The sequence below is a fragment of the Mesorhizobium sp. WSM4846 genome (genome assembly GCF_055811415.1).
The window spans coordinates 13,373-37,375 of the sequence record NZ_JBVVPZ010000057.1 but is presented as its reverse complement, the minus strand read 5'-3'; the positions used below and the strand labels follow the sequence as shown (position 1 = coordinate 37,375).

The 24,003-nt window shown below is 60.8% G+C and carries 19 protein-coding genes; 9 read left to right on the top strand and 10 right to left on the bottom strand.

Annotated elements, in window-relative coordinates; translation table 11 throughout:
- Positions 1–622 precede the first annotated feature (622 nt).
- The gene (locus AC0L15_RS30185; RefSeq protein ID WP_287250509.1) at positions 623–1,834 is read left to right on the top strand and encodes an efflux RND transporter periplasmic adaptor subunit; all 1,212 of its coding nucleotides are present in this window, start codon (positions 623–625) and stop codon (positions 1,832–1,834) included.
- Entirely contained in the window at positions 1,831–5,013 is a 3,183-nt protein-coding gene (locus tag AC0L15_RS30180; protein WP_473497989.1) for an efflux RND transporter permease subunit, read from the top strand. The genes AC0L15_RS30185 and AC0L15_RS30180 overlap by 4 nt, the downstream gene beginning before the upstream one ends.
- A 541-nt stretch (positions 5,014–5,554) precedes the next feature.
- Here AC0L15_RS30180 and AC0L15_RS30175 read toward each other — a convergent pair.
- Genes AC0L15_RS30175 through AC0L15_RS30165 form a run of 3 tightly spaced genes read right to left on the bottom strand, consistent with a single transcriptional unit; the run spans position 5,555 to position 9,631 of the window.
- Positions 5,555–6,544, bottom strand: coding sequence for an FAD binding domain-containing protein (locus AC0L15_RS30175; RefSeq protein WP_287250505.1), 990 nt, complete (start codon positions 6,542–6,544; stop codon positions 5,555–5,557).
- 22 nt (positions 6,545–6,566) lie between these two features.
- Positions 6,567–8,975, bottom strand: coding sequence for a xanthine dehydrogenase family protein molybdopterin-binding subunit (locus tag AC0L15_RS30170; protein WP_287250502.1), 2,409 nt, complete (start codon positions 8,973–8,975; stop codon positions 6,567–6,569).
- Positions 8,975–9,631, bottom strand: a complete 657-nt coding sequence (locus AC0L15_RS30165) for a (2Fe-2S)-binding protein (protein ID WP_128246328.1) — start codon at positions 9,629–9,631, stop codon at positions 8,975–8,977. Before AC0L15_RS30165 ends, AC0L15_RS30170 begins: the two co-directional genes overlap by 1 nt.
- 166 nt (positions 9,632–9,797) lie before the next feature.
- On the opposite strand from AC0L15_RS30165, the gene AC0L15_RS30160 reads away from it, so the two are divergent.
- The 4 genes from AC0L15_RS30160 (at position 9,798) to AC0L15_RS30145 (ending at position 12,339) form a co-directional block, all read left to right on the top strand.
- Positions 9,798–10,022: a hypothetical protein gene (locus AC0L15_RS30160; protein WP_287250498.1), complete on the top strand. Its 225-nt coding sequence runs from the start codon at positions 9,798–9,800 to the stop codon at positions 10,020–10,022.
- A gap of 269 nt (positions 10,023–10,291) precedes the next feature.
- Positions 10,292–10,432: a helix-turn-helix domain-containing protein gene (locus tag AC0L15_RS30155; RefSeq protein WP_287250495.1), complete on the top strand. Its 141-nt coding sequence runs from the start codon at positions 10,292–10,294 to the stop codon at positions 10,430–10,432.
- 678 nt (positions 10,433–11,110) lie between these two features.
- A complete protein-coding gene (locus tag AC0L15_RS30150; RefSeq protein WP_287250492.1) occupies positions 11,111–11,866 on the top strand; it encodes a LuxR C-terminal-related transcriptional regulator in 756 nt (251 codons plus the stop codon).
- 194 nt (positions 11,867–12,060) lie between these two features.
- Entirely contained in the window at positions 12,061–12,339 is a 279-nt protein-coding gene (locus AC0L15_RS30145) for a hypothetical protein (RefSeq protein ID WP_206072727.1), read from the top strand.
- Positions 12,340–12,697: 358 nt separating this feature from the next.
- Here AC0L15_RS30145 and AC0L15_RS30140 read toward each other — a convergent pair whose 3' ends face one another.
- Both AC0L15_RS30140 and AC0L15_RS30135 read right to left on the bottom strand, forming a co-directional pair.
- Positions 12,698–12,913 carry a DegT/DnrJ/EryC1/StrS family aminotransferase gene (locus AC0L15_RS30140; protein WP_287342021.1) on the bottom strand — a complete coding sequence of 72 codons (216 nt, stop codon included), beginning with the start codon at positions 12,911–12,913 and terminating at the stop codon, positions 12,698–12,700.
- Between the two features lie 275 nt (positions 12,914–13,188).
- Positions 13,189–13,665 carry a hypothetical protein gene (locus AC0L15_RS30135; RefSeq protein WP_287250489.1) on the bottom strand — a complete coding sequence of 159 codons (477 nt, stop codon included), beginning with the start codon at positions 13,663–13,665 and terminating at the stop codon, positions 13,189–13,191.
- Here AC0L15_RS30135 and AC0L15_RS30130 point away from each other — a divergent pair.
- From AC0L15_RS30130 to AC0L15_RS30120, 3 genes are all read left to right on the top strand, one after another.
- Complete coding sequence (locus AC0L15_RS30130; protein ID WP_287062373.1) at positions 13,646–14,521, top strand: right-handed parallel beta-helix repeat-containing protein; 876 nt, start codon at positions 13,646–13,648, stop codon at positions 14,519–14,521. The genes AC0L15_RS30135 and AC0L15_RS30130 overlap by 20 nt on opposite strands.
- Before the next feature lie 217 nt (positions 14,522–14,738).
- The gene (locus AC0L15_RS30125) at positions 14,739–16,532 is read left to right on the top strand and encodes a type I secretion system permease/ATPase (protein ID WP_128246335.1); all 1,794 of its coding nucleotides are present in this window, start codon (positions 14,739–14,741) and stop codon (positions 16,530–16,532) included.
- Positions 16,533–16,650: 118 nt separating this feature from the next.
- The gene (locus tag AC0L15_RS30120; protein ID WP_287062376.1) at positions 16,651–18,051 is read left to right on the top strand and encodes an HlyD family type I secretion periplasmic adaptor subunit; all 1,401 of its coding nucleotides are present in this window, start codon (positions 16,651–16,653) and stop codon (positions 18,049–18,051) included.
- A 180-nt stretch (positions 18,052–18,231) separates the two neighbouring features.
- On the opposite strand, the gene AC0L15_RS30115 is transcribed toward AC0L15_RS30120, so the two are convergent.
- From AC0L15_RS30115 to AC0L15_RS30095, 5 genes are all read right to left on the bottom strand, one after another.
- Positions 18,232–18,459, bottom strand: a complete 228-nt coding sequence (locus AC0L15_RS30115; RefSeq protein ID WP_128246336.1) for a hypothetical protein — start codon at positions 18,457–18,459, stop codon at positions 18,232–18,234.
- Between the two features lie 104 nt (positions 18,460–18,563).
- Positions 18,564–19,565 carry a nucleotidyltransferase family protein gene (locus AC0L15_RS30110; protein ID WP_287250484.1) on the bottom strand — a complete coding sequence of 334 codons (1,002 nt, stop codon included), beginning with the start codon at positions 19,563–19,565 and terminating at the stop codon, positions 18,564–18,566.
- Positions 19,562–20,734 (bottom strand): PqqD family peptide modification chaperone, encoded by a 1,173-nt coding sequence (locus tag AC0L15_RS30105; RefSeq protein WP_287062378.1) that lies wholly within the window; start codon positions 20,732–20,734, stop codon positions 19,562–19,564. The genes AC0L15_RS30110 and AC0L15_RS30105 overlap by 4 nt, the downstream gene beginning before the upstream one ends.
- A 218-nt stretch (positions 20,735–20,952) precedes the next feature.
- Entirely contained in the window at positions 20,953–22,392 is a 1,440-nt protein-coding gene (locus tag AC0L15_RS30100; RefSeq protein ID WP_128246339.1) for an exopolysaccharide biosynthesis polyprenyl glycosylphosphotransferase, read from the bottom strand.
- Between the two features lie 441 nt (positions 22,393–22,833).
- Positions 22,834–23,994, bottom strand: a complete 1,161-nt coding sequence (locus AC0L15_RS30095; protein WP_287062381.1) for a glycosyltransferase — start codon at positions 23,992–23,994, stop codon at positions 22,834–22,836.
- Positions 23,995–24,003 lie beyond the last annotated feature (9 nt).

The window sequence follows — 24,003 nt, the reverse complement described above, 5'->3', positions numbered from 1 at the left end:
CTCGCTACAGCGCTGTTGAGGGCGCTCGCGAGCGGCTTCGCTATCGCCGACCTACACCACGCGGTGGGACACGACCATTGATTGAAATCGCCCGCACCACAGCAGCACGCTTCCGATAAGGTGCTTGACCGGTTCGCGCGATACATGCGCCGCTTATCGACGATCTTTTTTCAAACTGCAGGAGACGAGCGGACGTGCGGTTGTCACGTCCCAATGCCCTGCGGGTGGTGCAATAGCGTTTTCGGAGTGTAGCAAATGTCCAATCTGCCGATTTAATCGAAGCCTATATCGCCGCCTATAACCGCAGAATGAGAAGCAGGTCGGACCTCAACGCGGGAGCGGCCCTGTTCCTCCCGACACAACCGCCGCACGTCGGGATGCGCAATGGCTTGTCAGATCCGCTTTAGCTCGAGCGCATGGCGATGCTACGCAGCGGATAAACGCGAGATGTGCGTTCGCGCTCCGCGGTTAGCCGCTTCCTTGTCAAGATTGACGATGTTCGATGTTTGTTCAATAGCAAGCTGTCGGTTGTGGTGGTCAGTACAAAAAATTGATTTGTGCGGCACACCCGCTGCCTAGATGTTACGGACTTCGCATGAAGGACCGATTACGAGGGGTAACCATGGTTCACGCTGCACGCCTCCGCCACGATTCTCTGGCCGCCTCCTCCAGCAGAAACGTCCCTGCAAAATGGCTCGCCGCCGCGGCCTTCGCGGCGCTCGGCTTGCTCGCGGCCCCGGCCGCACAGGCGCAGGAAGCGCCTCCCGCGCCCGTCGTCACGGTAGCCAAGCCGCTGGTGCGCGATATCGTCGAGGACGATGAGTTCGTCGGCCGTTTCGAAGCCGTCGACCAGGTTTCGCTGCGCTCCCGCGTCGGCGGCTATCTCGACCGGGTCCATTTCCAGGACGGTACGCTGGTCAAGCAGGGCGACCTCCTGTTCACCATCGACCAGCGGCCGTTCAAGGCGGCGCTGAACCAGGCGCAGGCGCAGGTCGACTCGGCCAAGACCCTGGTCGAATTCAGCAAGATGCAGTTCGAGCGCGCCGAGACTCTATCGCGCGAAGGCAACATACCGGTTTCGACACTGGACGACCGCCGCCGCGAATATCTCGCCGCCCAAGCGCAACTGGACGGCGCGGAGGCGGCACTTGAAAACGCAAGTCTCGATCTCGAATTCACCGAGATCAAGGCGCCGTTTTCCGGCCGGGTCGACCGCCGGCTCATCTCGCCGGGCAATCTGGTGCAGGCCGACCAGACCGTGCTGACCACCATCGTCTCGATCGACCCGATCGACTTCTATTTCGACATCGATGAGCGGAGCTACTTCGCTTATGCGCGCGACGCCCGCGAGCGCGGCGGCGTCATGCAGGAGGGCGCCGGCGGCGTCGATGTTATTGTCCGTGTCGCCGACCGTGATGAAGCGACGGTCAAGGGCAAGCTCGACTTCGCCGAGAACCGTCTGGACGAAGCTACCGGCACGATGCGGGCCAGGGCGCGCTTCGACAACAAGGACGGCGTGCTGCAGCCGGGCATGTTCGGCCGCATCAACGTGCCCGGCTCGCTGCCGCATCCGGGCGTGCTTCTGCCTGACGAGGCGATTGGCGCCGACCAGAACCGCCGGATCGTCTTCGTTGTCGACGAGGCAGGCCTGATCTCGGCCAAGCCGGTCCGCACCGGCCCGCGCATCGACGGCTATCGCGTTATCCGTGAGGGCCTCACCGGCGAAGAGACTGTGGTAGTCAACGGGCTGGTGCGAGTGCGGCCGGGCGTCACCGTCAAGCCCGAGATGACCAAATTGCCGCCCAAGGTTGAAGCCGAAGGGCAGACGCAATGAACTTCGCCCATTTCTTCGTCAACCGCCCGATCTTCGCGGTGGTGCTGTCGATCGTGCTCGTGCTCGTCGGCGGCATCGCCTATACGCAGCTTCCGGTCGCGCAATATCCCGAAATCGCGCCACCGACCATCGTGGTGCGCGCCTCCTATCCGGGCGCCGACGCCGAGACGGTCGCCGCGACCGTGGCAACGCCGATCGAACAGGAAATCAACGGCGTCGAGCACATGCTCTACATGTCGTCCTATTCCTCCGGCGAAGGCTCGATGTCGCTCACCATCACCTTCCGCCCCGGCACCGATCTCGACGCGGCGCAGGTGCTGGTCCAGAACCGCGTCTCGATCGCCGAAGCGCGCCTGCCGGAAGAGGTGCGCCGGCTCGGCATCACCACGGCGAAAAGTTCGCCCGACCTGATGATGGTCATCCATATGCTGTCGCCCGACGACACGTATGATCAGCTCTACGTCTCGAATTATGCGCGTTCGCGCGTGCGCGACGTCCTGCTGAGACTGGACGGCGTCGGCGACGTGCAGATCTTCGGCGAGCGCGAATATTCGCTGCGCGTCTGGCTCGACCCGGCAAAGCTGTCCGCCTACGGCATGACCGCAGGCGACGTAGTCCAGGCGCTGCGCGACCAGAACGTCCAGGTGTCGGGCGGCTCGATCGGCGCGCCGCCGATTGGCGACGGCTCGGCCTTCCAGTATACGGTCACCACGCAAGGGCGCTTCGAAGAAGCACGCGACTTCCGCTACGTCATAGTCAAGTCGACCGAGGACGGCCGCTTGATCTCCCTGCAGGACGTGGCGCGCATAGAGCTCGGCGCCAGGGACTACGTCTCCAATTCCTATCTCAACAACAAGGCGGCGGTGGCGCTCGGCATCTTCCAGCGGCCGGGCACCAATGCCTTGGCCTCGGCGGAAGAAATCCAGCAGACCATCGCGGAGCTTTCGGAGGATTTCCCGGAGGGGCTGGCCTACGAGATCATCTACAATCCGACCGAGTTCATCGCCGAATCTATCAACGAGGTCTATGTCACCATCGCCGAGGCGATCCTGCTGGTGGTGATCGTCATCATCGTGTTCCTGCAGTCATGGCGCATGGCGATCGTGCCGATCGTGGCGATACCGGTCTCGCTGATCGGGACGCTTGCCGTGCTGCTCGCCTTCGGCTTCTCGCTTAACATGCTCACTCTGTTCGGGCTGGTGCTGGCGGTCGGCATCGTTGTCGACGACGCCATCGTGGTTGTGGAAAATATCGAGCGGAACATCCGGCTGGGGCTCGCTCCGCGCGCCGCTGCGCACAAGACCATGGATGAAGTGGGAAACGCGGTCCTCGCGATCTCGCTGGTGCTGATCTCCGTCTTCGTTCCGGCGGCTTTCATTCCCGGGATTTCCGGCCAGTTCTACCTGCAGTTCGCCATCACCATCGCGGTCTCCACCGCGATCTCCGCATTCAACTCGCTGACGCTTTCGCCGGCTCTCGCTGGCGTGCTTTTCAAGCCGCACAGCGAGGAACATTCGAACTTCTTCCTGGCAAGGTTCGGCCGCGCTCTGGCGAACGGGTTCAACAACGGGTTCGACAAGATGGCGGACGGCTATGCGTGGCTGGTGCACAGACTGGTCGGCACGACTCTGGCGCTTGCCGCCATGCTGCTCGTCTTTGCAGGCCTGCTCTACGCGACCTATCACATGCTGCAGACGGTGCCGCGCGGCTTCATCCCGAACATGGACCAGGGTTATGCGATCGTCGTCGTGCAATTGCCGGAGGGCTCTTCGCTCGCCCGAACGGACGCAATCATCCAGAAGGCGTCGGATATCATCCGCGAGACGCCGGGTGTCGCCAACGCCGTCGCCTTCGCAGGATTCAACGGCGCGACATTCACCAACGCCAGCAATTCCGGTGTGATCTTCGCGCCCTTCAAGAGCTTCGAGGAACGGCTCGAGAGCGGCGATACTTCCGACAAGATCATCGGCACGCTGTTTGGCAGCCTGCAAAGCATCCAGGAGGCCTTCATCATCGCGCTGCCGCCGCCGCCAGTGCGGGGCATCGGCAACTCCGGCGGCTTCAAGATGATGCTCCAGGAGCGCGACAGCGCCGACATGCGGCCGATTCTGGCGCTGGCCAACGAGATCGCCGGCAAGGCCAACCAGACGCCCGGGTTGATGGGCGTCTTCACCACCTTCTCGGCCTCCAGCCCGCAATTCTTCCTGGCGATCGACCGCGACAAGGCGCGCATGCTGAACGTGCCGATCCCCAACATCTTCGAGACGCTGTCGATCAATCTGGGCACCGCCTATGTCAACGATTTCAATGCCTTCGGGCGCGTCTACCAGGTGCGGGCGCAAGCCGACCAGGCTTTCCGCATCGATCGCGACGACATATTGAAGCTGAAGGTGCGCTCGGCGGCCGGCGACCTGGTGCCGCTCGGCACACTGGTCGAGATCCGCGACATCACCGGTCCCTCGCTCGTGCAACGCTACAACATGTATGTCTCCGTGCCGCTTCAGGGCAATGCAGCGCCGGGTGTCGCCACGGGCACGGCGCTCGACCTGATGGAGGGGATCGCAGCCGAATCGCTGCCGCAGGGCACTTCCTTCGAATGGACTGAACTCGCCTTCCAGGAGCGGCAGACCGGCAACACGGCAGTCTTCATCTTCGGCCTGTCGGTTTTGTTCGTCTTTCTGGTGCTCGCCGCGCTATACGAAAGCTGGATTACGCCCTTCGCCATCGTGCTTATCGTCCCGCTCAGCGTGCTGGCCGCCCTCTTGGGCGTCGCCTTCCGCGGTCTCGACAACAACATCCTCGTGCAGATCGGGCTGATCGTGCTCATCGGCCTGGCGGCGAAGAACGCGATCCTGATCGTCGAGTTCGCGCGCCAAGGTGAGGAGCGCGGCCTTGACGCCGTCGAGGCGGCTGTCGAGGCCTGCCGGCTGCGGCTGCGGCCGATCCTGATGACGGCATTCGCCTTCATCCTGGGCGTGGTGCCGCTGGTGATCGCCAGCGGGCCTGGCGCGGAAATGCGCCAATCGCTCGGCACGGCCGTGTTCTCCGGCATGCTGGGCGTGACGTTGTTCGGCCTCTTCCTGACGCCGGTCTTCTACGTTGCTCTGCGCAGGACATTCCGGCGCAGGCGGCCTGAAGCCGGCCCGACCCTGGCTTCCGAGAGCGGCGCAGCCGAGTAGACGCCGAGCCGATGAGGCGCCGGGTTCAGGCTGAAGCCGGACCGGCGGGTTTTTTCATGGGCTAGTTTAGTTTCGAAAAACCCTCTCGCATCGTTCCGTATTGCTCCGCGATTGATGGCAACGTCGAGCAATTCACTTCTGGTGGCACCGTGCACGCTCAATGGCCGGTTGCCGTGAGCCGCGTGCCAACCGTCGTCACGGCGCTCACAGAGAGACGACTTGCTACCCCAGAGTTAATCGAACCCACAACAGTTGGTTGTCGCCTTCTCCGCCAATGTCACGAAGCTCGATCCTGCTCTGAAGGACTCAGGAAGCATATCCGATCGCCTATGCATACGTGCGGATGGACGTAGGAGTCATCAGGCCCGACGACGCCGGCCGTGGCGGTACACCAGAATGTTGCGGTCGAACTGTAGCCTGCGTTGAAGTCGACGCCGCTCCCGTAACCTGTCCCGGGTGCGCCCTTGGAGCGCAACCGTCGGCAGACTGCCGGCGCCGCGTGTGGCTGCGACGTTGCCGAACCCATTTTGGACGGCCCCAGCTAGCCCGCGGCAGCAGCCAGGATCGTGCGGCGAACGACCGTCTCCAGCACTGGCACCTTATAGCCGTTCTTCGCCAGCGGCGTAGCGCCGGCCACCGCGGCACGGGCCGCCTGTCGCGCCAAGCCGTCGGTAAGCCTGTTGCCGATGAGGAGACGTTCGCTTTCGACGGCGCGGCGAAGCGTTGGTGCGACCCATCCCATGACGATCGAAGCATTTTGCACTGTCTGGCCCTCCATCGTCAGCACCACCGCCACATCGCAGATCGGCCAGTCGTAGCTGTCGCGCTCGGTCTGCTTGCGGTAGGCGGCCTTCGCCCCGGCGTTCAGCGGCGGAACGATCACGCGCGTCATAACCTCGCCAGTCTCGATCCTGGCATCGTGAGCGCGCTGCATTTCGGGTGGCAAGAAGAAATCCGAGAGCTTCACGACGCGTGAGCCGTTGGCGCCGCCGGCAAGTTCGGCGGTTGCATCATAAGCGACCAGTGCCGTCGCCGGCGTCGAGGCGTGGACCATCGCGTTTTTGTCGTTGTCGAAGATCGCATGATGCTGGTTCTCGTCAGCGCCCCTGCTCCCCATCTCATCTGCACCTTCGCCATGGAAATGGTCGTGCCGAAAATACCAGCAGCGCGGCCGCTGCAGCAGATTGCCCCCGATCGTTGCGGCGTTGCGGACCTGCGGCGTCGCCGCATGTCCGGCAGCATCCGACAGCGCCAAGTAGCGCGCGCGGACCTGTGGATCGTTGTCGATGCGGTCCAGCGTCACAAGCGCGCCGAGCGACAGCCCGTTTTCCGTGTCGACTTCGTCGAGACCGCGGATGGTCTTCAGATTTACGAGTCGCATCGGCGCTAGAATCCCTTCCTTCATCAAGTCCAGAAGGTCGATCCCGCCCGCCTTCGCGATGACGGGGCGTTGCTCGGTGCTTTCGGCAAGCAGACCTGCTGCCTGCTCGACCGTCGTGGCGTCCACCCATTCGAAGCTGTTCATGGCCATGATGGACTCCTTCTGGCCGATCTCAGGCGCTGAGCGTCGCCAGCACATTTGCCGGGTTCATCGGCAAAGTGCGGATCCGCTTTCCGGTGGCGTTGTAGAATGCATTGGCGATCGCGGCGCTGGTCGCCACATTGCTTGCCTCGGCGATGCCTCGTGCGTCGGTCGACGACTGCGCCCCGATCTGCTCCATGAGCAGCACCTCGATCGCCGGAGTCTCGCGTGATCCGACCATCTTGTATTGATCGACATTGGCGTTGAGTTGATGGCCGCTCGCCGCGTCCATGATGCGGTCCTCGTAGATCGCGTAGCTGACACCCTGGATGATGCCGCCGATCACCTGGCTCTCGACCAGTTTGGGGTTGATCGGCCTGCCGCAATCGCTGGCAGCGACGATGCGCTCGACCTTGACCACGCCGGTCTCGACATCGACCGCCACCTCGGCGAATTGGACACCGCCCAGCCCATGCCGGCTGATGGAGAGCTCTCCCGGCACCGCAAATCCCTCATAGTCGTCGTGCCGCTTGGCGAGTTTCGAGATTTCGCCGAATTTGGCTTCCTTGGCTGCATCCTTGAGCGGCCTTGCGGCCCCTTCCTTGCCGCGGACGCCCACCTTGCCGTCGGCGAAAAAAATGTCATCGGGATCGGCGTCGTCGAAAAGCGGCGCGAGGCGCGCGGCCAGGTCGCGTGCCGCCGCATAGGCCGCATTGCGGGCAGGCGCCGTCACCGACGCAGTCACCCGGCTGCCGCCGGACGGCGGTCCCCACGGGAACCGCGTGTCGCCGATAAAGACGCCGATGTCCTTGGCATTGAGGCCGAACTCCTCTGCAACCACCTGGGCAAGCACAGTCCGCGTGCCGGTGCCGACATCCTGCGTGCTGTTGTAGACGGAGACCGACCCGTCATCGGCGACCCGCACCTCCACCGTCGTCGGAGGGCTGACGACATACACCCACTGCGCCTGCGCCATGCCAATCCCCCGCTTGATCGGCCCGGCGTCGGCGTTCGGCCGACGCCGGCGGCCCCAGCCGAACCGCTCGGCCGCGACCTTGCGTTCATGCGCCCGTGCAAGCATATCGTCGGTGGGCTTTGTGTCGATGCGATCGCGCAGGATCAGCGGGTCGAGTTGCAGCCGATCCGCGAGTTCGTCCATCGCCTGCTCGAGCGAGAAGATGCCCTGCACCTGTCCGGGTGCGCGGAAAGCCGCGCACGGGCCGGCATTCGTGAACACGTCATACTGCTCGGTGCGCATGTTCGGGCACGGATATAGCGCATTGTAGCAGAAGCCTATGCCGGCGCCCCCAGCGATGCCGCCGGAGCCCCAGCTTATGACGTCGATGGCGGTAAGGGTGCCGTCTTGTTTGGCGCCGATCCGTACGCGCTGCAAGCTGTTGGGGCGATTGCCCGCCGAAACATGCTCTTCACGGCGGTCCAGCATCATGCGCACGGGCGCGCCGGCCTTTTGCGACAAATGAATGGCGAGGAGGCCGAAATTGTTGATCCCATATTTGGCGCCGAACCCGCCGCCGGTGAAGTCGCTGATTACCCGGATCTTGCTCTTGGGCAGATCGAAATATTCGGCGGCCTCATCGCGCACGCTGTGCGTGTGCTGCGTGGAGGCATAAATGGTCAGCCCGTCATCCTGCCAATCCGCGACGATGCCATGTGTTTCCATCGGCACATGAGTCTGAACCTGCGTGCGATATTCGGCCTCGACGATCACGTCCGCCTCCGCCAGGCCCTGGTCGATATCGCCCGTGGGCGTCATACCCGGCATGCCGAAGTTGGGACCGCGCACATTGCCCTTCTGCGGCAAGCCTTCCGGTGCGCCGCCGCCGCCGGCCGTCGATGGCTGCTCGACCGGTCCTGGAAAGACGATTGGTGCCTCATCGTCCATCGCAGCATCGAGGTCAGTGACATGCGGCAAGCGCTCGTATTCGACCTTGACGAGCTTCGCCGCCTGGTCGGCGATCCGCTGCGTCTCGGCGGCGACCGCGGCAACGGTCTGGCCGGCGAAGCGGACCGTCGGGTATTTGTTGCGGGCCTCGGCGTCCGGATCGCGAAGCCTGGCGGATTGCAGCAGTGTCTCGAGCACATGTACAGCACGGATGCCGGGGTAACGCTCAGCCGCCGAGGTGTCGATCGAGATCACCCTGGCATGCGGCCATGGGCAGACGATCTGTCGTGCGTAGAGCATTCCCGGCAGTTGCACGTCGAATGTGTATTTCGCCGCGCCCGTCACCTTCTGCAGGGCATCGACCCGCGGGATCGACTTGCCGATGGAGCGCAGTTCGGCGTTCACTGGCAACTGCGGCGGCTCATCGTCCGGCACCTGCCGAGTCACCTGCCTCATCTCCTGCCCGACGATACCGTAGAGCAAGGACTGGGACCGTAACGAAGGCCGGTCGGCCCGTGCCTGATTTTCGGTAGCCATCAGGTGCCCCTCCTCCGATTCTCGCCGGCGACGGCGAGCACTGCCGCAAAGATGTTCGGATAGGTGCCGCAGCGGCACAGGTGACCGCTTATCGCGGCCTTCACCTCGTCGATGCCGGCGTCGGGTTTACGATTTATGAGCGCTGCGCAACTCATTACCATTCCGGGCGTGCAGAATCCGCATTGAAGGGCGTCGTGCTCGACGAACGCCTGCTGCACCGGATGAAGCTTGCCGCCCTTGGCCAGCCCCTCGATCGTGGTGATGTTCCTGCCCCGGGCGTCGAGCACCAGCGTCATGCAACTGCTGGCAGGCTGACCATCGAGCCAGACCGTGCAGGCAGAACAGGCTCCGCGATCGCAGCCGATTTTGGTGCCGGTCAGGCCGAGGTGATTGCGGAGGACGTCGACCAGCGTGGTGGCGGGTTCCGCCTGCACCGGGACCCGTCGTCCATTTATCGTGAGATCGATCGGGATCAGACCAGGGCCAAGCACTTCGTTGGCATCGTCCTGCATAGAACCATCAACGGCTGCCTGCGCCGCCCCTGCTTCCAGCAACGCCGCCCCTACGGCCGAGGTGCCACCGTGCTTCAGGAACGTCCGACGAGAGATGCCCGATCTCGTGGATCCCGGAACTTGACTGCGGCTCAATTCTGCCATGCTGTACCTCCGGATTTGTTACAGCGGTTACCAAAACTAGGGTGATCGGATCAGCACCAAGCTAGGGGACCGATCGGTTCGCGCCAGACGCCATCACAACGAAGTGACCGTCGAGGCGATCACGCTGGGCATGCCGTCGAGGGCACAAAGCGGCTTGAGGCTTACCATGATCGCCGGCGGCAGCGCCGCCGCCGCTGCGGATCGTCAGCAAAGAAACCGGGGCGGCGCGAGCCGCCCTTTTTCGTTGCTGCCGGGGCGCTGCCAAATGCTGCCAAATCGGCTTGGCAGCACCCATTATAACCCATTGATAACAAACAAAATGGTGGTTGTCGCAGTCTCTGGCGAACCGGTCTCTGTCCAATTTTCCCTGATAGGCGCCGAAAAACAGTGAACTTCGAGGTTTTTTGAGGGCCTGACCCAATTTTCAATAAGAAATCGCTGCGCAGATTCAATGCTTTAGCGCCAAATTCCCTACACGTACTAACAGGGAATTGTTTAGTAGCTAGCAGGGAATCCAAATCGGAGCAGGCCAAGATGGCAAATCGCGGACTGGCGGCCGGCTCGCTAGCTCAATGGTCGAGCGCTACTGCTGGTTTGCTTGTCGGCCTATGGAAGATATGAGTCTCCCCTTACGCAATACGACTTGCTGACATCCTCGGAATGACCACCGTTCACGTCAACCGAACGTTGAGGGAACTCCGAAAGGCCGATCTCGTCTCGTTCAGGGGCGGCCATGTAAAGGTGATCAACCGCAAGGAGCTGGTCGAAATAATCGGATTCGACAACGAGTATCTCAGGTAACGGCTATCTCCTAGCGCGGCAACGCATGGGCCATTAGCAAATTCTCTGCCGGAAGACGACCCCTCGGCCGTCGCTGGAACAGTTCCAGCCAAGTTTTTCGGGACGACTGGTCGTGCGCGGCCTGGCGGGGCAGTGATATTATCTCGACCACACGATATCCGCATCCGGCTTGCGGTGAAGGACGGGCCGAACGAAACTCAACCTCGTTCGTGTTGAGCAATATGCAGAAAGGTCCGATCATCATGACGGCGACACGGCCTATCGCGCGACGAGAGAGTGCTGCCGAATACGTGCAGGTGCCTGACACACTGCGGCAGACCTGACCACGCCAACCTCCACCTTCAGGAATCCTCCTCTATCGTTGCAATCGCCGCAGGCACTACCCGATCGTCGTTCGACTACCAGCGGCTTGAGATGGCTAACCCGTAACATCCCTGCGTCTTCAGGCAGATTGCCGCCCCGGGGTTCTAGCTTTACGTCGGTTTGCGGCGAAATTTAACGAAAAAGCAACCTATGTTAGTGACTACTTATAAATAGTCCTTACACTGCCCAACCTGTTCTCGCCAGGAGGGAGTGAGGAACTGCAAGAGACTCAATCCGAGGGCATCGAGTGCAGTTGGGGCGTGGAGTGCTCTACTCGACGCGTGTACTTCGATCGCGCCGAAGCGGGAGGCAATGATGACAGGAGAATCCTTTACAACAGTACTTGTCGGGCCGAGCGAGTTACTCCGAGAAGGCCTTAGTCGAATCCTGGATGCGACAAAGTTTCGTGTCCTTTTCTCTGCGGCTTGTGTTCACGATCTTCTGGAGAAGCCGCTAGCCCAGCACCGGTCCATCTTGCTCATCATAGATGTCGGCGGTACTGATGCGGATGCTAATTTCGCTCAAATTGCAGAATTCAAAGCGATTTATCCGACCAGCCATGTCGTCGCGTTAGCCGATCACTGTCGATCGACCGATATAGTTTCAGCTTTTCGTGCGGGGGCAGACGGGTATTTGATAAAAGTCGCTGCTTACGACACCTTCATCAAAGCTCTGGAATTGGTTATGCTAGGGCAGACGGTGTTACCTGCCGAAACTTCAACGGCTATTCAAGAAATAAGGCATGATCTGAAACCTGGCGCAGCTGATGAGTTAACAAAGGTGGTTGTTAACGTGGAGCATGAGGATCATGAACTATCAATTTTGTCAAATCGGGAAAACTGTATTCTACGCCGCTTAATCGAAGGGGAGTCTAACAAAGCCATCGCGCGCGAGATCGACATTGCCGAAGCTACGGTGAAGGTACACGTCAAGGCCATCCTCCGAAAGATCCGGGTCCGCAACCGTACACAGGCTGCAGTTTGGGCGATGAACCATGGCATGCTTACTCCCGCATCCGGCAATGCCCCGTCGGGGAGCGACATGGCAACTCAGCCGTCTTACAATATATAATCATTCGGGCTGGTGCATTCGCTTTTGCCAAAGCTTCGCCCTGATATGGTCGCCGCTATCTAGAACCATACGCTCAAACCATACGCTCAAATCATCCCCCGGCGATGGTAGCGCGGTGGAGACGGCATCGCAGGGGCGCATGAGGGGGACCCCACCAGTGTTACTGCCATTTTGAAGTTGAGGGCTTTATCAAAGTGGGCAAAGCAAAAATTACTTCTGGATTCTCGTTTAGCGAAGTGCGGATCGGAACGGTCGAGGGCGGAGAATCGGGGGTTCTGGTGTGGAAGTGCGACCAACTGGTGGCGGTCCTCACGCAGATCGACGAGGAAGCCTACTCGACGAAAGGCAAATGGTTTCTCGAGACGGGCTTCGGGCTGCTAAGCGGGCAGCACAAGAATTTCGATACGATAGAGGAGGCAATAAGATGGGTTGGCAGATACACCTTCCCCGAGCCTGCTTACACTGCAGATTGAGCGACCCTTCCGAGGCAATTGGTCCGAGTCCAAGCCCACACGCCAACCGCATATTCTTTAGGAAAACCCTACGCCAAAACACCCCTCATTAGGCGTAGGGCAGCATCGTCGTGGCCCATCCGGATTTCTCAAACCTGAGGCCTTGGGGAAGGGCACGAGCCCTGGTTTTCAGCCGCTACGGGCGACGGCCATCGTGGCGCCGATGCGCGGCCGCCAGGGTTACCGGGGCTTCCCGCGGGCCGATGAAAGAAAAACATGAGGCGGCCAGTTCCGATTATGGTTACCTCGATACGATTGCCAAGATTGACGGCTTGGTCGATGTTCGCGTCTTAATTCATCTGGCGCGTCAAGCCGTGCATCAGGTCGTCCACGTAGCAAGCTTTGCCAGTTGCTGTGCGAAGGCGCTCACCTTATTGCGCCGCAAGCTGCCTCCGCCGCGTGAAGAGTGCGAGAAGCCGTTGCAGTTGCTCACGCCGATGGCAGCCTGCAGGTCCGTCAGGCGGTAATTGTAGCCGAGTTCAGGATAGCTCTCGTAGATCACCTGTTTCGAGCCGTGCCGTTGGCCGCCTAGCATGCATGACCTTGTCCCCTGCTGCTCGGGAGTAGGGTCACGCGTGATCCGAGTACTAGGCGACGTTTGCAATCCGACGTAGGCGCAGGCTTGAACGCAGCGCCGATCACCCGGGAGAGTCTCAGTATAGCCCTATCCACGCCGTATTCTGAACATGAAGGTTAGCATTATATTACCAGACGAAATTTCTGGTTGTATAAGCGGAGTTTCGTTAAGACGATAAAATATCGTTTATCGTCGATGGGTGTCCTTAGTGATACTTATAGCGAATTCATATTTTAACTGGAGAAGCACATGAAGCACATGAAATGGATGAATTCTGAAAATGGAATACAGTGGGAACACTCGGAACGGTTGAACAACTTACGCGCGAGGGCGGAGACAGCCGCGTCGAGTCCGACATCGACCGAGACGACCGAGGCTCCCACTTCCACCGCTTCTGCGCCGACGGAGACAGCCGCGTCGAGCCCGAAATCGACCGTGACGGCCGAGGCTCCCACTTCCGCCGCTTCCGCGCCGACGGAGACAGCCGCGTCGAGCCCGACATCGACCGTGACGGCCGAGGCTCCGACTTCCACCGCTTCCGCGCCGACGGAGACAGCCGCGTCAAGCCCGACATCGACCGTGACGACCGAGGCTCCCACTTCCACCGCTTCCGCGCCGACGGCATCCACGCAGCCGGCCCAGGGTCTTACCCACACCACCACACCGATCCAATCGGAGTACGATGGCCAGGTGATTGAAAATCTTGACATCTACGTCACCAACGGGGACGCAGTCACGATTACGCACGACAATGTCATCCTGCGCAATGTTCGTATTCATCACGCCGAAGGCGACGGGGTGTCGGTATCGGGCGCAACCGGCGTCACCATCGAGAACACCGAGGTCATCAACGCCGACCCGCCGGCGGGAATCGACGCCGAGACGAGCCCGGACATCATCAACATCAGGGCAGAAAACGCCGCGAACCTGACCGTTCAAAACACCACGGTGCGGGAAGGCTCGACCGGTATCTATCTCGTGGACTCGCCCGGTGCGAATCTCTCGCACGTCGATGGCTACGACTTCCATGGCCCCTTCCCGCGCGGTCAGTTCGTCCAGTTCAACAACTCGGGCAATAGTTCGCTGACCGACTTCTATGCCGTCAACGACGCCGCCAACTCGCATCCTGAGGACATCGTCTCGGTCTATGGTAGCCCGAATACGACGATCTCTAACGGGGTGATCGACGGTAACAACTCCGTGACCGGCGTCGGCGTGATGTTCGAGAACGGATCGACCGGCGGCAGGGTGCAGAACGTTGACGCCATCCATCAGGGCAATGGCGCGTTCTCGTCCTACGCGAGCGATGTTACCTTCGACGATACGAGGTCGTTCGACGGTATCAACGCCGACCAAGGCCGCGGGGCTTCCTCGTCGAATGGACTGATCTGGAATGTCAGCTCCGGCGGGGTCAGTGTCCTGAACTCGAGCTACACCAACGCTGGCAACCCCAACAACATCATTTGGGACAAGTCAAAGGCGGTCGTAGCCGACGTGCACGAGGATGCCGCCGCCACCCCAATGGCACACATCGATAACCAGTTCGCCTGGGATTACGCAGTCTGAACAGGCGGCGCAACCCGCTGCAGCAGACGGTTGCGCCACACTTCAGCACGGTGTGATGGGGCAGGGCTCGCGCTCGGACCAACTCGGCGGGTGGTTCCGTCGGGGGATTTTTGCATGAGACCTCGCCTGCCCTGCCGCCTTCCTCGCTCGTGAACAGAGGCCTGAAAATGGCCAGGTTAGAGCGCCCTGCGACCGCTTCACTGGATTCGGATAATAGATGACAAATTTCTCCTTGCACGTGCCCTCGCCGCTGGCGGTGGCCTTGCGCGAGATCCGTCCGGGCCTCTGCGCGGCCGGCGGGCTCTCGCTCTTCATCAATCTTCTCATGTTCGTGTCTCCGCTCTACACGATGCAAATTTATGATCGCGTCCTAACGAGCCGTAATGCCGTCACGCTCGTCATTATTTCGGTGATCGTTGGCGTGTTGCTGATGACCTATGGGACCCTCGAACATTATCGGGCTCGTATCCTCCAGCAGGCTGGCGTGCGGTTCGACCGGCTCTTGTCTGGTCCCGCCTTCGAGGCGGCGCTTTCCTCGGCGCTGCGTACCCGCGGATCGAATCATGGACAGACCCTGCGCGATCTCGACCTCATGCGCGACATTCTTTCGGGCGGCGTCATCATGGCGCTGATGGACGCGCCCTGGGCTCCGATCTACATCGTGATCTGCTTCCTACTTCACCCGTTGATCGGCCTTGTGGCCCTCGTCGGCGCGGTGGCGATAGTGACGATCGCACTCGTAAATGAGCGAGCGACGAAGGGCTTGCTCTTGCGAGCCTCGCTCACGAACACTCGCGCGATCGACAGGCTGGGCTCCTCGCTGCGCAATGCAGAGGCAATTCGGGGGCTCGGGATGGGGCCCGCTATCCGGTCACGGTGCACCGGAATCCGCGAGGAAGCGCTAGGTTACTCCGTCAGCGCGGGCGAGCGCGGCGGCACACTTCTTGCGTTGTCCAAGTTTCTGCGCATGGCCATTCAAACGGCCATGATGGGCATCGGTGCGTACCTGGCTATTAACCAGGAAATCTCCGGGGGCGTCCTGTTTGCGGCGTCGCTTATCATGGGTCGGGCGCTTGCCCCTATTGAGATCATGGTGGCGCAATGGAAAAGTATCGTGTCCGCGCGCAGCGCCCATGCGCGCCTGGAACGCATATTCGAGGAGAACCCGCCCATTGCTGGACGCGTGCGTCTGCCTGACGTCAGGGGTACGGTTTCCGTCGAGAACCTTTTCGTCCTCGCCCCCGGTACGAACACGCCGGTCGTCATGGGCGCGACGTTCACGCTGAAAGCGGGAGAGGTGGTCGCCCTCGTTGGTTTATCGGGCTCGGGCAAATCCTCGCTCGCGCGTGCGCTTGTAGGTGCGTCGCCGCCGGCGCAAGGATGCGTGCGACTCGATGGCAACGATTTGCGCCATTACGATCCGGACCAACTCGGCACCGCGCTCGGCTACCTGCCCCAGGATATTGAGCTGTTCTCCGGTTCCGTGCGCGACAACATTGCGCGCTTCCGAGCTGACGCGGTCGATGCGCAGGTGACCGAGGCGGCAACACTCGCCTCTGCGCACGAGATGATCCAGCGCCTCCCCAAAGGGTATATGACCGACATCGGGGAGGATGGAGTCGGACTGTCGGGTGGGCAGCGGCAGCGGGTCGGTCTCGCGCGCGCCCTGTTTGGCGAGCCGAGCTTCGTCGTGCTCGATGAGCCTGATGCCAATTTGGACAGCGATGGCAATCGCGCACTGATCCGGGCAATCGAAGGGTTGCGGAGAGACGGAAAGACCGTTGTGATCGTGACCCACAGGCCGAACCTCCTGTCGGCGGTGGATCGAATGATCATCATGCAGGAAGGACGAATAGCGCAGATGGGCAGTCGTGACCAGTTGCTGCCGTCGCTCGTCGGCCCGAACGTAGCGCCGGCACCGCGGCGGCCCGTCTGGGATGGAGGGCGCGCCGGACCGCCGGCGTCAGATCCAGCGCACTCTCTCCTCCGCCGGACACGCGTCGATGCATAACGAGTCGAAACCAATGATGATGCCTGACACCTCGAAAAGGACGGCAATCATAGCACGGGTTCGCGGGCTCCCGATGCGGACGGCCCGCTCGACCCCTGCCCCCGCTTGTACAAGCGGGGTGGGGCCGACACTTTCCGCGCTCTTGCATGCAGGACGGGCGACTCGAGCTAGCTTCCCGCAGATTTTCGCGCCGTTAGATTTTGCCGGCTCAGACCACAAGCCGGCGCACGCAAACCTCTCCGGCGACTGGCGCAAGCCCGCGCGGATGGGCTTTGGCATCGTCGTGCTGACCTTCGGCATCCTCGGCGGGTGGGCCTCTCTGGCCAGCCTCGACAGCGCGGTGATCGCTTCGGGTACAGTTGTGGTCGAAACCGACCGCAAGGCGGTTCAGCACCTTGCGGGCGGTATCGTGCGCGACATTCTCGTCTCGCCCAACGCACATGTGACCGAGGGTCAGGTGCTCGTGCGCCTTGATCTCACCGAGGCGCAGGCGCAGGGCGAAATCGCGAGGTCCGCTGTCTTCTCGCTGCTTGCCGAGAAGGCACGGCTGCAGGCGGAACTGGACGGAGCCGAAATGGTCACTTTCCCGCGCGAACTCACGCTAGGGAGCGCCCCCCTCGCCCAGCGCGCGATGGAAGACCAGTTGCGACTGTTCAACAAGCGCCGCTTGGCCCGTACGAACGAGGTTCCCATTTTGCAGGAGCGCATCGCCCAGTCCGAACGGAAGATCGAGGCCATGCAGTCCCAAAGCGAGGCTGTCCGTTTGCAGATCGAGAGTATCACAGAAGAGCACGATATGCTGGCGCCCTTAGCCCATAAGGGCATCATTCTGGGCACGCGGCTGACCGCGCTCAAACGGCAGCAGGCCGATCTCCAAGGTCAGCTTGGTGCCTTCCTTGCCGAAATAGCGGGCGAGCGCCACACTATCGGCGAGGCGCGACTCCAGATCGAGCAAGTCGGGCGCGAGGCCATCGAAGAGGTCTCGGCACAGTTTGCCGAGACCAGTGCCAAGCTCACCGACGCCGGCGAAAAGCTGCACGTTGCAGATGACGTGCTCAACCGCACCGAAATACGCGCACCGCGGTCCGGGCGCGTTGTCGGCTTTAAGGTACACACGATAGGAGCCGTGGTTCGCCCCGGCGAAACCTTGATGGAGATCGTCCCTGACGACGACACTCTGATCGTCTCGGCGAAGATGTCGCCGGTCGACATCAACAATGTTGCCGAGGGCCTTCCTGCCGAGATCCGACTGCCTTCGTTCAAGGCTCGCTCGACGCCGGTCGCGATCGGCGAGGTGCAGACCGTTGCCGCTGACGCGCTCCATGACGAAGTGACGCGTGAGCCCTACTACGAGTTGAAAGTTTCCGTGCAGGTCTCTCAGTTCCCCGAACAGGTCCGCGAGAAACTTAGGCCCGGCATGCCGGCGGAGGTGATCGTTGCGACCGGCGAGACGACCGTGCTGTCCTACTTGACGCAACCTCTGACGGACGCGTTCCGTCTCGGCATGCGCGAAAACTGACCCCTTCCCTTAGACGGGATCAGGGTAGACCGCAGAGACGCGGCAATATGGCAGGATGGATGACCGCTGGGGCAAAGATCGGGCGAGGCGCGCTTCCGTTTCCACGGCCGCCTCCAACCGGCTTAGGCGTTCCGGACTACACGTCATCTATGATCGGCCAGAACGACCAGAGGAACCATTTTAACGCTTGCGGCCAGGAGTGCGTTTCTTGCCGCCCCATCCATGTCCGGGACGTGCGCCATGCGATGCGGCAATAGCTTGCGAGTTCAGGCTCGTGCCAAGCAACAGAGCAATGGATGGAGGTGTTACAACAGCAAAACGCCCGGCATTCTTTAGAAATTCACGACGTGCCTGTTCTTCCGGGACAAGTTTATCTGTCTTTCCTTTGGAATATTTCTCGCTCTTCATCAAACGTACTCCAGCCAGCGCGACAACTCTAACCACACAATCTATCATATGCGACTCGTGAAGACAACGCGCCATCAAGATACAATTCAGGAAATTGAGTATTACTACACTTTTGACCCGAGATCGCCGTCAAGGAGGATGCTAGTGGCGCGGCGTCCAAAGTCGAGCGGACTCCGTCGGCCCAAGCCATCGCCATGTAGAAGTCGCCACATACCCCACAGCGAATTGCCGACCAGGCGCAATGGAACGCCGAGGACGGGATGATACAAGGGGAAGACACGCCGCCAGTGTTGAAAGCGAACCAATGGGCGCCGCACATATTGCGCCGGTGCTCTGACGCCAAAGAAGTGACTCAATGCCAGGAGTTGAGTATCGAACGCGTTCCGCGCGCTCTGGTCGGGCAAGGATGTTCGAAGCACCGCCCAATCCAGCTTATGCTGTTCCGCCAGCCGTGCCAGATCATAAAGGTGGCGAAAGTCGGTCCTTCCGCGCCAGTAGTCCGCCTCCTTGATGAGATCATGCATGATCCAGTGGAGGGCCCGCGACTGTGGGGCGGGGATTTTCGCCCTAAGGCCGTGACGGCGGGCAAGCCTCGGGGACTCGCGGTCAATCTCCCGGTACGGCCGGAGCTCCAGGAGACCGACGTCTTGCGGGCGCGCCATGCTACCCGCGACCGTCACTTCGGCATAGCCAAGCTTGGCAAGGCAAGCCCGGGCAGCCCCTTCTTTGGCCGTTTCCACAGCCAAGTCGAGATCGCTCATGATCCTGTCGGGAACCCTGCCGCTCGACGAAAGGAACAAGGTAACGGCCCCTTTGAGCAGGACCGGAACGACGCCCCACTGATTGAGGGCAGCAACGGCTTCATTCAGTTGCCTGCGCAAGCGCAAATTGCGTTCCCGGTTGCAGCGGTAAATGAACTGAAGATACTGGCCCACGTCTTCGGGGAGCCGGTCAAGCTGGCCCGTGTGCGAAAGAGTGGCGAACAAGACGGGCGTAAGCAGAGTGTGGTTGGCGAGTGCAATTACCGCCTGCCAGTCGGCCGTTACCACCGGGCGGCCGCTAAGTCCCGCGATCAGGGCCTCGAGCGCATCCCTGGTGGGCTTCATCGGCACGCCTCCTTCAGCAGTTCCAACGCGTCATCCAATTTGGCATAGGTCAGGCAAAAGCCCTGTGCCGATCGGATGACTTGGCAAAGAACGTCGAACGCGGTGCTGCTTAGCTCTTTATTCCGCGCAAAGGCGCCGTTCAGCAAGCCACCCAGGATGTCGGTCGGGTCAATCACCCGCAGGGAAGGTTTGGCATCCTGCGTCCGACAGAGCAAGACCACCCAGCCCACGGGCCGGGGAACGGGAGGGACATGATCCTTAGGCACAAGAAAGCGCACGCGTCTGCGATCGGGGCGCCGGTAAACCGGAGACCTGCCGAGTTCGGGGAAATGTTGTCCGAGAATGGACCATGATCCCGATTTGACTGCAGGCGCAAAAGCAAGGCCGATACCGTGTCCGGCCGAGTCGAGAAGTGTCACATCGTCTGCCGCGAAGCCAAACCCCGCGTGGACCAGCGCCAAGGTCAGCGTCGTCTTGCCCGAGCCGGGGTTACCACAAAGGAGGAGCGTGCGGCCGTTCTTGAAAAGCGCCGCCGCATGGAGGGCGAGTTCATATTCACTGTGCCCAAGCACTTCGGCCAGCAGTTGCCCTTTGACCATAATGGGTATCTCGTCTCGACCACAGGAATCAGTCCAGTGGCCATCCCGGAACAGGTGGATCCGCTCCCTACGCTCAACCAGATGGAATAGAACGTCGACGGCCCTGTTTCGAACTTCGAGATGCTGAAATACGGTCGCGGCCGGAAAGGCGACGGCCGTCGGATACAGTATGCGCACACACACGCCTGGAACAGCAACGACCTGGCAGATATATTGATGAGCTGCGGTTGGGCACGGCGGTGGAGCAGGCTGGATTAGGCCGAGCCGTTCCCAGTCTTGAAGGGCAGCCTCGACATAGCCATAGGCCTCTTGCCTATCAACGCCACGGGCTGCCATCTCGCCCAAGATAGCCTCGACCGGCACGCCTTCTTCAAGCGAGCGCCAGATATCAGCCGCAGTGTCATTGAGCGCAAAAACTACCCCCTGCGTTGAACTGAGCAGGATATTTTGCCCTTTGATGCATGCAAGCCGCCCTTGGGGAACTAACCTCGCCGTAGCATACTCGACAAGGGAAGGCCCCGCAGTTCGGTCAGTGGTTCGGGTTTGTTGCGGACTCACAGAAGCCGTCATCCTCGTTTGGTGTGGGCGTGGAGATCGTTCGATTCGAGTGGAACTCACGACCAGAGAGACACGATCTGATAGCGTCGAAGAAGAGGTTCGCTCTTTCCGAGTGAGGTGTCGCTTGGCAGTTAATTGATGGGGTCGTCTGCCAGTCGCCACTCCTTGCAAATCAATCACTACTTGCCACACAAAATCGCCTCCAGCGGCCTCGAATCGGCAAAGTTGGGCTAGAAGGCGTTTCGCCCCGTCCAGATGCGGGGGATGGTCAGAAGCAGGATCTTTACGTCGAGCCAGACCGACCAGTTGTTGACGTACCACATATCGTGTTCGACACGCCTGATCATCATGTATACATGCGGCGTCGCGCCGCGGCAGCCATTTATTTGTGCCCAGCCGGTGATCCCCGGCTTCACCTTGTGCCGAGCCGGATAGAGAGAAATGATCTGACTGTATTCGCTGTCATGCGCCAGCGCGTGCGGCCGCGGGCCTATCAACGACATGTCGCCCTTCAGCACGTTCCACAGCTGCGGAATCTCGTCGATACTGAACCTTCTCAATATGCGCCCAACGCGGGTGACGCGGGGATCGCCCCTGCAGGCTTGAGGGACAACAGGCCCGTCCTCCAGGATCGTCATCGTTCGGAACTTATAGATCTTGAACGTGCGGCCATTGAACCCGGCCCGACGCTGACAGAAGAGCACCGGCCTCCCGGATTCGAGCGCAATCAGCCCCGCTACAACGGCCAGAGGGGGCAGAAGAAATGGAAGGGCGGCAGTGGTCAACACAAGGTCGAAGAGCCGCTTCGTAAGCAGCTGAGGCGTCGTTAGGGGCGCGCGTTGCAGTTCTATCGCCCTCGTCCCCCCCAGGTTGACGACAGGCCGCTTCAAGAGCGCGCTAACGACGTGGTCCGGAAGGAGCCTTACGGGTACCGGAACCACGCAAAGGTAAGCGGTGATTTTCTCAATCAGGGAAATGTCAGCCCAACTGACAGCAAGGACTATCTCGTCGACAGAACGCCGACGCACATGTTCAATGAGCTTTTCCATACACTCAAGGAGCGAGCCCTCGCTGGATGCCGCCGGCAATGTAATCGTTTGGCAGACGTCGCATCCGGAAGCCTCGATTGCCTGGACTACGCCACTTGGCACGCGCACGTCCGATTGCGTTACGATCACTACTTGCGGTTTGGCAAGCATGTCCGACCTGGTCAAGGAGGCAAACAGTCGTCCGGCGCCCAAGCGCACGAAGATGATGCCGCCAAGTCCCGTCACGAAGAACAGCATAACGGCTTGGCGCGAAAACATGTCTCCCACCTTGAGTGTAAGCGCCACAACCGACAGGCAAAGAAAGACCGCCGTCCAGATCAGCACGACCTCCTTGATCTGTGAGGCCAGCGACCGCGGCTCGGAACTCAGATATAGGCCGCGCGCATATGCGGAAGTCGAAAAAAGGGCGGCTACAACAACACCAAGCCCGAAGTTCCGGCCGTACTCGCCGAAATGTCCGAAACTCACAAAATCATATACCTTTCCCGAGACGATGCTGAGCAGCACGACGGACATTGCCTCGAGAAGCGGAAACGACTGCAGAAGAACATTGCCTTTGACGTTCCACCGCGGTGCGATTGACGTGACGCCCGCACGGGGGTCTTCATGAAGAAGTGCCATGACGTTCACCTGCGTTCAAAGCCGCATCCATCCACCATGTCGTGACGACCGCCCCCTCCTCCGCTGAAAATCGCCGAAATGCCTAGCGTGACTGCATCCGCCGCCTGCGGTGATTGCCCCTTTCGAAGTTCGATTGCCGTGGTTGCGGCAGCACTCGGTTCTTGGAGTTGAGAGAATGGCAGCCACACTGTGCGAATCCAATTCGGCATAAGCTCTAACCCCAAAGGGCAGAGCCGGCGGACACACGACCTTCTCCTTGCCCGCTTCCGGCGCCTGTTAGCTCTTCGGAGTAGCTCGAAATGAAATGCTCTCGCGCGCAGCACTGGAGCGGGGGGACGCTCCGACAGAAGCAACCGGTTCGGAACTGCCGCTCTTTTTCATTGTTTGAGCACCGTTTGAGCACCGAACCCGAAAGCGGTTCCCGCTTTCGGGCCCGATCGTCTAGGCGAGCGCCATCGCATCGGCGGCGATCTGTCGCAGCAGGGACTTGCGAATATGGAGTCGCGGGAACGGCTCCATTCCGATCGTGACAAGGATGTGCTCCCAACGGTAAACCCAATCGTGCATCTCTAGGCAACGGACCGCGTTTGTCCTGCGCAACAATTCTGTGCGGCGGGGGTTTGCGTCGAGTTCGCCAATTACGTCTGCGACACTGCTCGAGTCTGGTGATACCTCGATCACCGCGTCTTGCCAGTCAAAGTGCTCACCGAATTCGGCGCATTGCGGCGCGGTCCCAAGCATGACGGCGCCGCCCGCGGCCCCTTCGAAGAAACGGGCAGGCAGCACCTGCTCGCCGGCAACCGTGACGGACTTGGAGTTTGCAAGTGCCGCTGGACTGAAAGCCATGAAGTAGCGCGTTCGCCTGATGATATTGGCGAGCAGCAACCGATGCTCATGCCAGTCCCTGACCCGGGAATCTGTGCTTGCGAGCGTGTCGTAGAGATAGAAGAAGTCCCGCTCTTCGGCCAGCTTCAGAAGCTGTCCGTGTATCTTCGCGGCTCGGTTGCCGATCGAGTATACGTCGATCACGCGTTTGACCGGCGACAGGTACGGCGTTGCAATGAGGCCGTCGACAGCCGTGGCAAGAAAGGAACAGGGCGTGCGGGTGTATTGAGGCAGGCGCGGTATGCACGCGCTGTGCAACAGGAACACGTGGTCGAACTGGTCCAGGAGCTTCAGATATTGGCGGTCCTCTTCGAGCGTGCTCGACCAGAGTTCGAACAGATACGCGACAGCAACCTTGCAGCGGCCGCGCCAGTTGTGGATCCGAGACAATTCAACAAGACTTTGCGGGCTCCAAGCGACGAAGAAGAAAAGGTCATAGTCTTGGGTGAGCCGAACAGGCTCCATGGTTGGTGCGTTCCTCAAGCCTAGCCCTTTGCGAATCGCGCTCGTCAGTCTGTTGAAGTCACGCTGGACGTTGTGAGGATCGTGCTTTGGCAAGATGGCGTGAAAGTATCTCGTCAGGTAGTTGTCGATGCCGGGCGCGATCAGATCGGCATCCTCGCATTCGGCAACGATGCGGCAAAACTCATACGCCAACGCAAAGTGAGCCCGGTCCTTCGCATTGAATTCAGAGGCAACCAGTGTACGTCTCTTCAAGGAATTCTC

Excerpts from the sequence above, each read along its gene's own strand:
- AC0L15_RS30185 (WP_287250509.1), top strand. The coding sequence starts at position 623 with ATGGTTCACGCTGCACGCCTCCGCCACGATTCTCTGGCCGCCTCCTCC.
- AC0L15_RS30180 (WP_473497989.1), top strand. The coding sequence starts at position 1,831 with ATGAACTTCGCCCATTTCTTCGTCAACCGCCCGATCTTCGCGGTGGTG.
- AC0L15_RS30175 (WP_287250505.1), bottom strand. The coding sequence starts at position 6,544 with ATGGCCATGAACAGCTTCGAATGGGTGGACGCCACGACGGTCGAGCAG.
- AC0L15_RS30170 (WP_287250502.1), bottom strand. The coding sequence starts at position 8,975 with ATGGCTACCGAAAATCAGGCACGGGCCGACCGGCCTTCGTTACGGTCC.
- AC0L15_RS30165 (WP_128246328.1), bottom strand. The coding sequence starts at position 9,631 with ATGGCAGAATTGAGCCGCAGTCAAGTTCCGGGATCCACGAGATCGGGC.
- AC0L15_RS30160 (WP_287250498.1), top strand. The coding sequence starts at position 9,798 with ATGATCGCCGGCGGCAGCGCCGCCGCCGCTGCGGATCGTCAGCAAAGA.
- AC0L15_RS30155 (WP_287250495.1), top strand. The coding sequence starts at position 10,292 with ATGACCACCGTTCACGTCAACCGAACGTTGAGGGAACTCCGAAAGGCC.
- AC0L15_RS30150 (WP_287250492.1), top strand. The coding sequence starts at position 11,111 with ATGACAGGAGAATCCTTTACAACAGTACTTGTCGGGCCGAGCGAGTTA.
- AC0L15_RS30140 (WP_287342021.1), bottom strand. The coding sequence starts at position 12,913 with ATGCTAGGCGGCCAACGGCACGGCTCGAAACAGGTGATCTACGAGAGC.
- AC0L15_RS30135 (WP_287250489.1), bottom strand. The coding sequence starts at position 13,665 with ATGTCAAGATTTTCAATCACCTGGCCATCGTACTCCGATTGGATCGGT.
- AC0L15_RS30125 (WP_128246335.1), top strand. The coding sequence starts at position 14,739 with ATGACAAATTTCTCCTTGCACGTGCCCTCGCCGCTGGCGGTGGCCTTG.
- AC0L15_RS30115 (WP_128246336.1), bottom strand. The coding sequence starts at position 18,459 with ATGAAGAGCGAGAAATATTCCAAAGGAAAGACAGATAAACTTGTCCCG.
- AC0L15_RS30110 (WP_287250484.1), bottom strand. The coding sequence starts at position 19,565 with ATGAAGCCCACCAGGGATGCGCTCGAGGCCCTGATCGCGGGACTTAGC.
- AC0L15_RS30105 (WP_287062378.1), bottom strand. The coding sequence starts at position 20,734 with ATGACGGCTTCTGTGAGTCCGCAACAAACCCGAACCACTGACCGAACT.
- AC0L15_RS30100 (WP_128246339.1), bottom strand. The coding sequence starts at position 22,392 with ATGGCACTTCTTCATGAAGACCCCCGTGCGGGCGTCACGTCAATCGCA.